This is a genomic window from Acetobacter syzygii, from assembly GCF_000964225.1.
In the GTDB taxonomy this organism is placed as follows: domain Bacteria; phylum Pseudomonadota; class Alphaproteobacteria; order Acetobacterales; family Acetobacteraceae; genus Acetobacter; species Acetobacter syzygii.
The window spans coordinates 1-12,488 of sequence record NZ_BAMZ01000082.1; the positions used below are offsets into that span (position 1 = coordinate 1).

The window sequence follows — 12,488 nt, forward strand, 5'->3', positions numbered from 1 at the left end:
GTGACGTGCCTGCCGTTGTATCTGGCGCATCATTCGGCGGTGCATCCGCAGGGGGAGCCTTTGCAGTCTGGGTCGGCGGTGCCGAGGGCTGCTTGGGCGGCGTGCGGGCCACATGCTTCATGGGGGGTTTGGGTGGAGGTGGCACCTCAATCTTTGGCGGCGGAATAAACGGCGGCGGCGGCACCGTCATCACCGGCGGTGGCGGAGGAGGAGGTGGTGGCGGCGGTGGCGGCGGTGGGGGTGGCAGAATGCGCGTCTGAATAGGCGGCTTGGGAGGCGGCGGTGGGCTATCGCCCTTCCCCATCCCACTGATCAGCCCCCATATGCCCAATATGTGCATCAGCAGCACAACCAGGAACGCAGTCACACCAACAGCAGCACTTGCCCGAAAGGCATATTTTGCCGAACCTGGCTGCTGCTCAGGGTTACTCATTTTGGCCCTCCCTTTTCAAACCGCCAGAACAGAAACAGTCTGTTCCGTTTTCCAATCACGAAAACATTCAGGAACTTGATCTGGCCGCTCGGACCAAAACTGGCATGTCTGCTGACCTGCCTTATCCATTGTGTTGATTGGGCAATCTGGCAAGGCAGATGTCAAGCCGGTTGTCAGAGAAATATTTGTGTATGAATCTTATGGTCTTAGCTGGCACGTATAAAAGAATAAAGGCGGCCTCCGGTGGGAGACCGCCTTTTTTTCTACCCGGATCAGAGCAGCCGGGTCCAATGCTGTGCAGGCTATTGCGCGCTAGCACTTGCCTCCGAACGGGTCGCACCCACCCGCATGGCCAATGCTGCAGCCATAAACGCATCCAGATCACCATCCAGAACGGCATCAGGATTACCTGTTTCCACACTGGTCCGCAGGTCCTTGACCATTTGGTAGGGAGCCAGAACATACGACCGGATCTGGTGCCCCCAGCCAATATCGGTCTTGGCGGCCTCAGCCTCTGCAGCCGCAGCCTCGCGCCTTTGCAGCTCGGCTTCATACATCCGCGCACGGAGCATCTGCATGGCCGTTGCACGGTTCCGGTGCTGCGAGCGGTCGGTCTGGCACGCCACCACAATCCCTGTGGGAATGTGGGTAATACGGATGGCAGAGTCCGTTTTGTTCACGTGCTGACCACCCGCACCAGACGCACGGAAGGTATCGACCTTCAGATCCGCATCATTGATTTCAATTTCAATCGAATCATCAATAACCGGATAGACCCAGACGGAAGCAAAAGATGTCTGCCGCCGCGCTGCCGCATCGAAAGGAGAGATGCGAACAAGGCGGTGTACGCCAGCCTCTGTTTTCAACCAGCCATAGGCATTGGGGCCAGAAACCAGAATGGTAGCGGATTTAAGCCCGGCCTGTTCACCTTCCGAACTTTCGATCAGCGTTACCTTGTAATTGTGCGCTTCCGCCCAACGGGTGTACATGCGCAGCATCATTTCGGTCCAGTCCTGCGCCTCCGTGCCACCGGCTCCAGCGTTGACTTCCAGATAGCAGTCGTTGCTATCTGCCTCGCCCGAAAGCAGGCTTTCAATTTCCCGCCGTTTGGCTTCCTCCGCCAGAGCGCGCAAATTCGCCACACCTTCGGACACCAGCTCGGCATCCCCTTCGGCTTCGGCCATCTCAATCAGCTCGGATGTATCGCGGACATTGGTTTCCAACGCCTGCACACCCTCGATCTGGTTTGCCAGAAGAGTGCGTTCACGCATCATTTTCTGCGCGGCTTCGGGGTCATTCCACAGATCAGGGTCTTCTGCCTGGTTATTCAGTTCCGCCAGTCTGGCTTCAGCGACATCCCAGTTAAAGATGCCTCCTCAGCAGTGCAACCGACTGCTTGATCTGCTCATTAAGGGCTTCTGTCTCGGCAGACATTGGGCCTGTTCTCCATCTTCTTGCTGGAAATTATCGTTTTGTTCCGCATCAATCGGCCTTCAATAAAGGCCGCCCATGCCAATGTCACCCCCAGAAGGTGGGGGAGGAGCCGCACCGGTCCCTCCGGGCTGGCTGGTACCAGCTGTTCCCTGCGCGCCCGCACCATTAACACTGGCTGCCATATCGCTTTCCGAATCTGGCATATTCTCGGCCCCTGTATCGCTCGCGCTCAGTTGCTGGGCTTCCACATTGCTCAACAGGTTGGTGCTGACACCGGGGAGCTGACCATCCTTAAAGGCATCAATCGCCACGCCACGCCCTGTGTCGTAGCTGACCAGTGTTACCCCATCGGGGGCGGCAAAATCCAGTTTGGGCTGGCCTTTCAAGGCGGTCTTCATCACCTTGTTCCACAACGGCCCCGCAATGGCACCCCCGGTTTCGTTCCGGCCAAGGGACTGAGGTGTATCAAACCCGACCCAGACCACCGTCACCAGTTCCGGCGTGTACCCAGCAAACCAGGCATCGTTAAAATTCTGGCTGGTACCGGTCTTGCCCGCCACGGGCACATCTATGCCCTCACCCGCCCGCACACCTGTGCCGCGACGAATAACATCCTGCAACATGGTCGTAATCTGGAACGCACTCTGCTCGGACGCCGCTCTTGGGCGGTCATCGCGCAGTGCGGGCAGGTCATCGGGCGTTAACACCACCACGGCGGGCTGGGCCACAGAAGCGTTATGAGCCGGAGCATTGGCCTCCGTATGCGGCTGTGGGGCATCCGGATGGATGGCGGCCTCCGCATCGGATTGAGCCGCAGGTGCAGTACCATCTGCCCCATTGACCAAGGATGCGGCTGACACAAGCGACAACCCCGATGCAGGCCGCCAGATCACACGGCCATCGCGGTCCTGCACATCATCAATCAGGGTTGGGGTAATTTTGCGCCCACCGGCGGCAAGGGCTGCGTAGGCTCCGGCCTCCTTGAGCACGGTGGTTTCAACCGCGCCCAGTGCTGCAGGCAGCACATGAGGCATATTATCCACCAGCCCCAGCTTGATGGCCGTATCCGCCACGGTGTTCATGCCCAGATGGGCAGCAAGGCGGATGGTTACAAGGTTGCGCGATTCACGCAGGGCATCATGCAGGGAAGTTGGTCCCCAGAAATCCTTTTCGTAGTTATTGGGGTGCCATGTGCCATAGGATACGGGAGAGTCATCAAACTCCTGAGACGGCGATATGCCCTGCTCCATAGCCTGCAAATAAACAAACGGCTTGAAAGACGACCCCGGCTGACGCAACGCCTGTGTTGCCCGGTCGAACTGTGAAGCCTGAAAAGACCAGCCCCCCACCAGTGCCAGAACACGCCCTGTGCGGGCATTCATGGTCACAATGGCTCCTTCCACAACGGGAATTTGCATTAAAGCCACTGTGGCCTGCCCGGTCTGGGGTTCAACCATGACAATATCCCCCGTCCGCAAGGGGCGGGAGCGACGGACCCAGGCCATATCCTTGGTCTGTATCTGCCCTGTATGGGGTTCACCGCCCTGCATGGTATTGCGGCGGACCACGCTGCCTTCCAGCCAGCCAACCTGCCCTTTATTCCCATCAAGCACGATTGCCAGCCGCCACTGGTCCAGCATTCCCGCAGGCGCACTGACTGTTCGCAGTGCCCGCACCCACTCCTCCTGCGACAGGGGAATCGGTGTAGACAGATGCGTAACAGGGCCATGCCAGCCACGATGCTGGCGGTCATACGCCATAAGACCCTGCTGCAAAATGGTCTGGGCAGCCCGCTGCAAGGGCAGGTCCAGACTGGTGTGCACATCCAGACCGCCCTGCATGGTTACGTCCTGACCATATTTTTCCAGCAGTTCGCGCCGGACTTCCTCGGCAAACCACTCGGACCCGGGAGCGGGGCCTGGGCGGGAAAAACTGGTGGTTGTCAGGGGTTCCGCTTCGGCCTGGCGGGCATCATCCTGCGTAATGGCTCCAATATCGGCCATGCGCTCCAGCACCCAGTTCCGCCGCCCACGCGCCGCATCGGGGAAGCGCACAGGGTTATAATTCGTGGGCGATTTGGGCAGAGCTGCCAGAAAAGCCGCTTCCGCATTATCCAGCTGATCAAGCGGTTTGTTAAAATAGGTCTGGGCAGCGGCACCAATACCGTAAGCGCCATTACCGAGATAAATTTCGTTCAGATAGATTTCGAGAATTTTTTCCTTAGGCAACACCTGCTCAATACGCATGGCCAAAAAAGCTTCCTTGGCTTTGCGTTTGAACGAGACAGCGTTGCTCCCCAACAGCATAACGCGGGCAACCTGCTGCGTAATAGTGGACGCACCAATGGGCCTGCGCCCTTTATCGCGCGTCAGGTCAGTCAGACCCGCACGAATGATGGCCGCAGGGTCCACCCCCTTATGGGTCCAGAATTTTTGGTCTTCGGCAGCGATAAACGCGCTTTTAACCCGGTCCGGTATGGCATTGGAGGGCACAAACACACGCCGCTCATCCGCCAGTTCGGCCACAAGCTGGTCGTCCCCCGCATAAAGGCGGCTCATAACCGGCGGCTGGTAGGACCGCAGGCCATCTACGGTTGGCAGGTCGGCAACAATGCTCTGGTACTGCGACCACACAACAACCGCGCCACCAGCGCTCCCCACCAGCAGCACGGCCGCAGCCGTGCCAAGGAGCATCCGCCACTGCCGAAAGCGGGGCCTGCGCAAAGGAGAAGATTGAGTTTTGTCCCGATCTTGCCGGGAAAAAGAATCCGGATCACCAGAAGGCGGAGTGCTTGTCATACCGGTCCTTTACCATTCCCATATCCAGTCGTCTCCTTGCCATCGCCATTCTCTGTACAATCGTGGCGGAATTCCGACCTCTGCTCCAACCTTTACCAGCCCTGGCAAGCTGCCTAACCCAGCAGTTCGCCCAGTATGCGTGCCGTATAGTCCACAACCGGTACCACACGCCCGTAATTAATGCGCGTTGGGCCAATAACACCAATGGCCCCCACAATTCTGTTCGCCTCATTCCGCGCCGGTGCCATAACAACGGACATGCCGGTGGTACCAAATAGCCCGCTTTCCGCACCAATAAAAATACGCACACCTTCCGAATTTTCGACCAGTTCCAACAGACGCAACATGGTCTCCTGCGCTTCCAGCCGGTCAAACAGGGTCTGGATTGCCACCAGCCGTTCCTGCCCATCCACATCCGCCAGCAAGCGGGACTGACCACGCACGATCAACGTGCCGCTACTCTCGCCCCGATCACCATTCCAGATGGCCAGACCACTTTCCACCACCTCGGCTGTCAGGCTGTTCAGCACGGTGCGGTTTTCACTCATCTCGGCACCCACGCGGGTGCGCAGGTCGGGTAGGGAAGCTCCCATGGCGCGTGCGTTCAGGTAGTTGGCAGCCTCTACCAGAGCAGAAGGCGGCGTGCCGGGGGGAATTTCGATCACGCGGTTTTCCACATGCCCGTCTGCTCCCACCAGCACAACCAGAGCGCGATTCCCCCCAAGTGCCACAAACTCAATATGTTTGATCCCGCCTTCCCCCTTTGGGGCCACCACCAGCCCCGCAGCATCGGACATGCCCGCCAGCAGGGAGGATGCCTCGGTCAAGGTATCCTGCAAGGAGCGTCCTCGCGCTTCAAGCGAAAGTCCGATGACCTTCTGCTCATCCTCCGATAAAGCGCCAAACTGGAGCAGACCATCCACGAACAGGCGTAAACCTTTTTCCGTTGGCAGGCGTCCTGCGGACGTATGGGGGGAGAACAGAAGCCCTGCCTCAGTCAGCGAGACCATGACATTCCGAATTGTAGCGGGGGACAACGGTTGCCCCAACCGGCGGGATAAGGTGCGGGACCCCACAGGCTCGCCACTGGCCATATACTCTTCCACAATCTCGCGCAGAATATTCGCGGATCGTCCATCCAGTTCAGGTGGTAACAGTGCTTGGGCGGGCAGCAGGCCACGCTTCATGGCGACAAAGCTCCTTCGTGCGGTCTGATACGCGTTTATAATGGCTTATTGCCGGTTTTACTCCTGCCAAAAGCACTTTATGTGCAGGCACAACCCTTTGTCATTTTTTTCAGGAGCAGCACCATGCGTCCATCAGGCCGCGAGGCCGGGCAGATGCGCCCCATTCTTATTGAGACCGGCTTTTCCCACCATGCGGAAGGCTCAGCCCTTATCCGGGTTGGCGGCACCGAGGTCCTGTGTACTGCCAGCGTGGAAAGCCGCGTACCTGCGTTCCTGCGGGGCAAGGGAAGCGGTTGGGTTACGGCAGAATACGGTATGCTCCCCCGTGCCACCCATGCACGTGGCAACCGTGAGGCCGCAAGGGGCAAGCAGTCTGGCCGTACGCAGGAAATCCAGCGCCTGATCGGCCGCTCGCTCCGTGCGGTAACGGACCTTAAAGCCTTGGGGGAAATCTGCATTACACTGGACTGCGATGTGCTGAATGCTGATGGTGGCACACGCTGCGCCTCCATTACCGGCGCATGGGTGGCGCTCCGCCTGGCCCTTGGCAAACTGGTTGCAAACCGCGTGCTGCCGCGCATTCCCCTGACCGGGCAGGTTGCTGCTGTCTCCTGCGGGCTGACCAATGCCGGTGCCGTGTTGGACCTTGATTACGCGGAAGATAGCGCCGCCTCCGCAGATACCAATTTTGTGCTGAGTGCCGACCACCGTATTGTGGAAATTCAGGCCACGGCAGAACAGGCGCCTTTTGCCGAAGATGCCTTTAACACCCTGTTCACCCTCGCCCGCAAAGGTGCGGGCGAACTGTTTGAAGCCCAGCTAAAAGCAGTCAACGCAGCAGAGCACCCCCGAACATGACCCAACCCATTCTTAAATCCGGTGACCAACTGGTGCTGGCAACCCACAATGCGGGCAAGCTGGCTGAGTTTTCCGCCCTTATGGCAGAATTTGGAATTACCGTTCTCTCTGCGGGGGAATTAAATCTGCCCGAACCGGAAGAGACCGCCACAACCTTTGCTGGCAATGCCGCCATTAAGGCACTGGCTGCGGCACAAGCGGCCAACCTGCCAGCTCTGGCGGACGACTCCGGCCTGTGTGTAAGCGCACTGGGGGGAGCACCGGGTATTTACTCCGCCCGCTGGGCCGGGCCGGACAAGGACTTTAACGGTGCCATGGCACGTATTGAGGAAGGGATCGGGCAAGATGAGCGGGACGCATGGTTTGTGTGCGTGCTCTGCCTTGCCTTCCCCGACGGACGGACCCAAAGCTTTGAAGGGCGGATTAACGGGCAGATTGTCTGGCCCCCACGTGGTGCCAACGGGCACGGATACGACCCTATTTTTCAACCCGAACACGAAACCCGCAGCTTTGCGGAAATGACCGATGCGCAGAAAAACGCCATCAGCCACCGTGCGCGTGCTTTTGCAGCGTTTCGTAAAGCCTGTCTCGCCTGAAGTCCGGCCTGGATAAAAAAATAGCGCCCCGGTGAGGGCGCTATTTTCTGCACGACAAATTTCTTTGCCAAACCGGGGCGGTGCAAACCACCCCGGTTTTTTGTGCTCAGTCTTCGGTGTTACGACGACGGATCGCCGCACCCAGAATATCACCGAGGGACGCACCGCTATCTGCGGAACCGTATTCGTTGATAGCCTGTTTGTCTTCTTCCACTTCGCGGCCCTTGATGGTCAGGGCAACTTTGCGGGAGGTACGGTCAACGGACACAACCTTGGCATCCACGCGTTCGCCAACGGCAAAACGTTCAGGGCGCTGTTCAGCTTTGTCACGAGCCAGTTCCGCACGGCGGATAAAGCCGCTCAGAACATCGTCAACCTTCACTTCAATACCGTTGGTCTGCACAGCGGTCACGATGCAGGTTACGATCGTGCCCTTCTGGATGCTGGCCAGCGCATCGGCTGCCGGATCTTCCTGAAGCTGCTTGATGCCAAGGGAGATACGTTCTTTTTCCACGTCCACGTCCAGAACCTTGGCTTTTACAACCTGGCCCTTTTCGTAGTTCTTCATGGCTTCTTCGCCAGCTTCGTCCCAAGACAGGTCGGACATGTGGACCATGCCGTCGATGTCTGCAGAGAGGCCGATGAACAGGCCGAATTCCGTAATGTTGCGGATTTCGCCTTCCACGGTGGAGCCAACCTTGTGCTCTTCCGCAAACTGTTCCCATGGGTTGCGCTGAACCTGCTTGAGGCCCAGAGAGATGCGGCGCTTGGAGCTGTCCACATCCAGAACCATGACGTCCACTTCCTGGGAAGTCGCAACGATTTTGCCCGGATGGACGTTCTTCTTCGTCCAGGACATTTCGGAAACGTGCACCAGACCTTCAACACCGGGTTCCAGCTCAACAAATGCGCCGTAATCGGTAATGTTGGTCACGCGGCCGGTAAAGCGGGCACCGGGCGGGTACTTCAGGGCAACATTTTCCCACGGATCAGCTTCAAGCTGCTTCATGCCGAGGGAGATACGCTGCGTTTCGGGGTTGAAGCGGATCACCTGCACGCGCACCGGCTGGCCGATCTGCAGAGCTTCGGAGGGATGGTTGATGCGCTTCCATGCAATGTCGGTCACATGCAGCAGGCCGTCAACGCCGCCCAGATCAACGAACGCACCGTAATCGGTGATGTTCTTGACCACGCCGTCAAGGATCATGCCTTCGGTCAGGCCCTGAATCAGTTCGCTGCGCTGTTCAGCACGCGTTTCTTCCAGAACGGCACGACGGGAAACAACGATGTTGCCACGTGCACGGTCCATCTTCAGGATCTGGAACGGCTGGGGCACACCCATCAGCGGGCCGACGTCACGCACAGGGCGGATGTCCACCTGGCTGCCGGGAAGGAACGCCATGGCGCCACCCAGATCAACCGTAAAGCCACCCTTGACGCGGCCATAAATGGTGCCGTTAACGCGCTGGTTGGCTTCGAAAGCTTTTTCGAGGCTGGTCCATGCTTCTTCACGGCGTGCTTTCTCGCGGGAGAGAACGATGCTGCCGTCGCGGTCTTCATAACGCTCGACGTACAGTTCGATCACATCGCCCGGCTGCACTTCCGGCTTAACACCGGGGGGTGCGAATTCACGCAGGGAAACGCGGCCTTCGCTCTTCAGGCCGACGTCAACAATAGCGTAGTCGTCCGTCAGGCGGACAACGCGACCGCGAACAACGGACCCGTCAAAGCCGGAATCGCGACCGAGGGTCTCGTCAAGAAGGGCAGCAAAATCTTCGCCACGGAAATGGTCCGTGGTCTGGGTGGTGGCTGAAGCCATGTGGTACCGTAAATCCTGAGCCCGCCAGCAACATGCCTGCAGACTGTTCCTGCGCCCCGCAACATGCGGCACGGCTTGCCTGACCATCGCAAAGGCATGGTTGCCCCCCGAAGACTTGGCCAGACCAGAGTGTTACCAAGAAAAACCCACCGCTGATGGCGGATTTCTGTTTGCACAGAGAACACCTACCCCCGGTTTGTCAACTCAAACCGCAGGGCAGGCGGCAAATAGGGGAAAAAAATGCGTTACTGTGTGGTTCACCCCACGTACGCACCGTTTGCTCTCAGCCACGTGTGGTCACGAGTCGTTCACGCGCAAACCGCAAGGCTTCGGCCAGAACGGCCTGTACATCCAGCGTATCCGTCTCAATCACATACGCGTCATCCGCCACGCACATGGGGGCGGAATCCCGGCTGGCATCGGCTTCGTCCCGCGCACGCAGGGCCTCCTCCATCTGGCCAAGCTGGGCCTGCGCATCTGCTGCGCTGGTATTCCCACCACTTTGCAAAAAACGCCGCAGGGCCCGTGTTGCGGGAGAGGCGGTGATGAACAGCTTGACATCCGCATCGGGAAAAATGGCTGTGCCAATATCGCGCCCATCCAGTACGGCCCCCCGCTCGGCGGCAAAACGGCGCTGGGTTTCCACCAGTGCAGCCCTTACGGCAGGTTGTGCAGCAACCTTGCTGGCCGCCAGAGCCACCTCCGGCGTGCGCAGGTCCTTGCGCTGCATGTCCGCCGGGGTCAGCGCCTGCGCAAACCTCTGTGCGGGCTGGGCGGGGTCCTGCCCGGCATCCAGCGCAAGCCGCCCAACAGCGCGGTAGAGCAGCCCTGTGTCCAGGTAAGGCAGTTCCAGTGCCTCTGCCAGCTTACGGGCCAGCGTGCCCTTACCTGCCGCTGCCGGACCATCCACGGCAATAACCGGTCCGCCACGCATCACAGTGTAAACCCTGCGCCAAGGCTGTTCATCAGCTGCAAATACCCCGGAAAGCTGGTGTCTATAAACGCGGTGTCATCAATATCCACCGGGTTCTGGGCAACCAGCCCCAGCACGGAAGCGCTCATGGCCAGCCGGTGGTCCATATGGGTCTCCACCACACCGCCACCGGGAATGGCACCATTGGTCCCGTACACCACCAGATCATCCCCTTCGACCGCCGTTTTAACGCCGTTATTTTCCAGCAGTGCCACCGTTGCAGCCAATCGGTCGCTTTCCTTCACACGCAGTTCTTCCACCCCGCAAAAGCGGGATACGCCGGAGGCATACGCGGCTGCCACGGCCAGAATGGGGTATTCATCAATCATGGATGGCGCGCGGTCGGCAGGCACCTCCACACCCTTGAGGGTGGATGCCCGCACGTGCAGATCGCCCACCAGTTCCCCACCTTCCGTGCGGACGTTCGTGACCTCAAGCTGTGCGCCCATTTCCTGCAAGGTCACAAACAGCCCGGTGCGCAGCGGGTTCAGCCCGACTGTAGCAATCACAACATCCGCCCCCGGCACCAGCAGGGCCGCAACAATGGGAAACGCGGCGGAAGACGGATCGCCCGGCACCACCACATCGCGCGCCACAAGGTCTGGCCGGCCCTGCAGCTTAATAACCCGCCCCCCCTTGAATGTTTCTTCCACCTCCACGTGCGCGCCAAAGTGGCGCAGCATATTTTCGGTATGGTCGCGCGTAGCTACGGGTTCTTCCACCCGTGTCTGTCCCTGCGCGTTAAGCCCGGCCAGCAACACGGCGGATTTAACCTGAGCCGATGCCACAGGCAGGCGGTAATCCAGTGGTTTGGGGTCCGCCAGACCACGAATGGCCATGGGCAGACGCCCCCCTTCTCGCGCCATAAAGGTTGCCCCCGTCCCCGCCAGCGGGTCCATGACCCGCTTCATGGGTCTGCGGCGCAGGCTGGCATCCCCCGTCATAACCGAGACCATACCGTGGCTGGCCAGCAGGCCGGACAACAGGCGGGCCGCCGTGCCGGAGTTGCCCATATCCAGCACATCATCCGGCTCGCGGAGTTTGCCAATGCCCAGACCATTCACACGCCAGTCCCCCGGCGCGTGCTGCACGACCTGTGCCCCCAATGCCCGCATGGCGGCTGCGGTGCGCAGAACATCCTCCCCTTCCAGCAACCCGGTAATATGGGTTTCGCCCCGTGCGAGGGACGCAAACATGAGCGCACGGTGGCTAATGGATTTATCGCCCGGCACACGGATGGAACCGGAAAGGGGAGCCTGCGCGCGCGTAACCCGCAGCGGACGGGCAGAGGGGGAAGATGCGTGTGTCATGCCCTTTTCATTCCGGCGGGATGGACCGCAAGTCAATCGGTAACAGGTAGAAAATGAGGTTGGCAGAGACAGAAAATGCGACCAGATGCAAACTCCGGGTTTGACAGAACCCGAAACACAGTGGCATTGGGCATCGCCTTAACAGTCTGGTTCGAGTCCTGCCGCAGCTTTGTGTGGCTGTTCAGGGTTCGTTCGTGTTCCGGGGCGTTGGCCCCAATATCTGCTCAGGATTGACAGGTAGCAAGATGTCCCAGCCCGATCTCGGCACCAAACGCGTCTGCGTGTCCTGTGGTGCCCGTTTTTATGACCTGAACCGCGCACCCGCCATTTGCCCCAAATGCGGAACGGAACAGCCTGCTCTGGTGCCGCGCCTGCGCCGCAACTCTGACAGCCTGTCCCCCGTTCCGGCGAGTGCAGCCCCCATCAAGAAAGCCGATGACGATATCGATATCGACACCGATGACGATACCGACGACGATGATGTGATGGAAGACACCGCTGATCTGGATGATGATGACGATGACATCAGTTCAGACATCGATGTCAGCACGGATTCGGAAGATCACGAATCCTGACCCCTTACGGGGTGCTGAACACCATCGTGTCAGACCAAAAAAAGCCCGCTGGATGCAGCGGGCTTTTTTTATGACGTAAAAATTTGGAATTGCATCAGCCGGAGGTGCAGGCCGGGCGGCGCTCTATTTCCACACCAACGGCCTCTATTTCCTCAAACACATCCAGCTTTTCTATACGCACCCGCACCACACGAACGCGGGCATCTGCCAGCACGCCAGATGCAATGCGCTCGGCCAGTGTTTCCACCAGACGCACATGGCCTTCCTGCACAATACGGTGCACAAGCTGTACAACCCGCTCGTAAGAGACGGTACGGCTCAGATCATCCGGCCCCACCTCAAGGTCAGTCCGGTCATCCACCCCAAAATGGACCGAAACCCGAATACGCTGGGTCACACCCTGCTCATGCGGGAACACGCCAATATGGGCGTCGAGCACCATATTTTTCAAAAACAGGCAACGCAGCGGCGGCTGGTCCGCCCATGGTGCAAAAACGGCCATTCT

At 59.2% G+C, this 12,488-nt stretch carries 10 protein-coding genes and 1 pseudogene; 3 read left to right on the top strand and 8 right to left on the bottom strand.

Annotated features, from left to right (window positions below; genetic code table 11):
- From Absy_RS11730 to hrcA, 4 genes and pseudogenes are all read right to left on the bottom strand, one after another.
- Nucleotides 1-433 (bottom strand): annotated as a pseudogene (locus Absy_RS11730) (energy transducer TonB); the annotation flags it as partial.
- A 302-nt stretch (nt 434-735) separates the two neighbouring features.
- Nucleotides 736-1,867 (bottom strand): peptide chain release factor 2 gene (gene prfB, locus Absy_RS11735; protein ID WP_143221482.1). Its coding sequence is split into 2 segments (ribosomal slippage): nt 736-1,797 and nt 1,799-1,867, totalling 1,131 coding nucleotides; the frame shifts between segments, so codons are not numbered across the junction.
- A gap of 59 nt (nt 1,868-1,926) precedes the next feature.
- Nucleotides 1,927-4,665 carry a penicillin-binding protein 1A gene (locus tag Absy_RS11740; protein ID WP_048854943.1) on the bottom strand — a complete coding sequence of 913 codons (2,739 nt, stop codon included), beginning with the start codon at nt 4,663-4,665 and terminating at the stop codon, nt 1,927-1,929.
- 113 nt (nt 4,666-4,778) lie between these two features.
- Nucleotides 4,779-5,852 carry a heat-inducible transcriptional repressor HrcA gene (hrcA, locus tag Absy_RS11745; RefSeq protein ID WP_048854944.1) on the bottom strand — a complete coding sequence of 358 codons (1,074 nt, stop codon included), beginning with the start codon at nt 5,850-5,852 and terminating at the stop codon, nt 4,779-4,781.
- Between the two features lie 123 nt (nt 5,853-5,975).
- Between hrcA and rph the strand changes: the two genes are divergently transcribed.
- Complete coding sequence (gene rph, locus Absy_RS11750; RefSeq protein WP_048854945.1) at nt 5,976-6,710, top strand: ribonuclease PH; 735 nt, start codon at nt 5,976-5,978, stop codon at nt 6,708-6,710.
- Nucleotides 6,707-7,306, top strand: coding sequence for an RdgB/HAM1 family non-canonical purine NTP pyrophosphatase (gene rdgB / locus Absy_RS11755; RefSeq protein WP_048854946.1), 600 nt, complete (start codon nt 6,707-6,709; stop codon nt 7,304-7,306). The genes rph and rdgB overlap by 4 nt, the downstream gene beginning before the upstream one ends.
- A gap of 106 nt (nt 7,307-7,412) precedes the next feature.
- Here rdgB and rpsA read toward each other — a convergent pair whose 3' ends face one another.
- The 3 genes from rpsA to aroA form a co-directional block, all read right to left on the bottom strand.
- Nucleotides 7,413-9,125 carry a 30S ribosomal protein S1 gene (gene rpsA / locus Absy_RS11760; RefSeq protein ID WP_048854947.1) on the bottom strand — a complete coding sequence of 571 codons (1,713 nt, stop codon included), beginning with the start codon at nt 9,123-9,125 and terminating at the stop codon, nt 7,413-7,415.
- A gap of 283 nt (nt 9,126-9,408) precedes the next feature.
- A complete protein-coding gene (locus Absy_RS11765; protein WP_181015906.1) occupies nt 9,409-10,062 on the bottom strand; it encodes a (d)CMP kinase in 654 nt (217 codons plus the stop codon).
- On the bottom strand, nt 10,059-11,408 hold the full coding sequence (gene aroA / locus Absy_RS11770; protein WP_048854949.1) for a 3-phosphoshikimate 1-carboxyvinyltransferase: 1,350 nt from the start codon (nt 11,406-11,408) through the stop codon (nt 10,059-10,061). Before aroA ends, Absy_RS11765 begins: the two co-directional genes overlap by 4 nt.
- 245 nt (nt 11,409-11,653) lie before the next feature.
- Between aroA and Absy_RS11775 the strand changes: the two genes are divergently transcribed.
- Nucleotides 11,654-11,983, top strand: a complete 330-nt coding sequence (locus tag Absy_RS11775; protein WP_048854950.1) for a TIGR02300 family protein — start codon at nt 11,654-11,656, stop codon at nt 11,981-11,983.
- Nucleotides 11,984-12,077: 94 nt separating this feature from the next.
- Here Absy_RS11775 and folB read toward each other — a convergent pair whose 3' ends face one another.
- A complete protein-coding gene (gene folB, locus Absy_RS11780; protein ID WP_048854951.1) occupies nt 12,078-12,485 on the bottom strand; it encodes a dihydroneopterin aldolase in 408 nt (135 codons plus the stop codon).
- Nucleotides 12,486-12,488: the final 3 nt, after the last annotated feature.

Excerpts from the sequence above, each read along its gene's own strand:
- Absy_RS11775 (WP_048854950.1), top strand. The coding sequence starts at position 11,654 with ATGTCCCAGCCCGATCTCGGCACCAAACGCGTCTGCGTGTCCTGTGGT.
- folB (WP_048854951.1), bottom strand. The coding sequence starts at position 12,485 with ATGGCCGTTTTTGCACCATGGGCGGACCAGCCGCCGCTGCGTTGCCTG.
- rdgB (WP_048854946.1), top strand. The coding sequence starts at position 6,707 with ATGACCCAACCCATTCTTAAATCCGGTGACCAACTGGTGCTGGCAACC.
- Absy_RS11740 (WP_048854943.1), bottom strand. The coding sequence starts at position 4,665 with ATGACAAGCACTCCGCCTTCTGGTGATCCGGATTCTTTTTCCCGGCAA.
- rpsA (WP_048854947.1), bottom strand. The coding sequence starts at position 9,125 with ATGGCTTCAGCCACCACCCAGACCACGGACCATTTCCGTGGCGAAGAT.
- hrcA (WP_048854944.1), bottom strand. The coding sequence starts at position 5,852 with ATGAAGCGTGGCCTGCTGCCCGCCCAAGCACTGTTACCACCTGAACTG.
- aroA (WP_048854949.1), bottom strand. The coding sequence starts at position 11,408 with ATGACACACGCATCTTCCCCCTCTGCCCGTCCGCTGCGGGTTACGCGC.
- rph (WP_048854945.1), top strand. The coding sequence starts at position 5,976 with ATGCGTCCATCAGGCCGCGAGGCCGGGCAGATGCGCCCCATTCTTATT.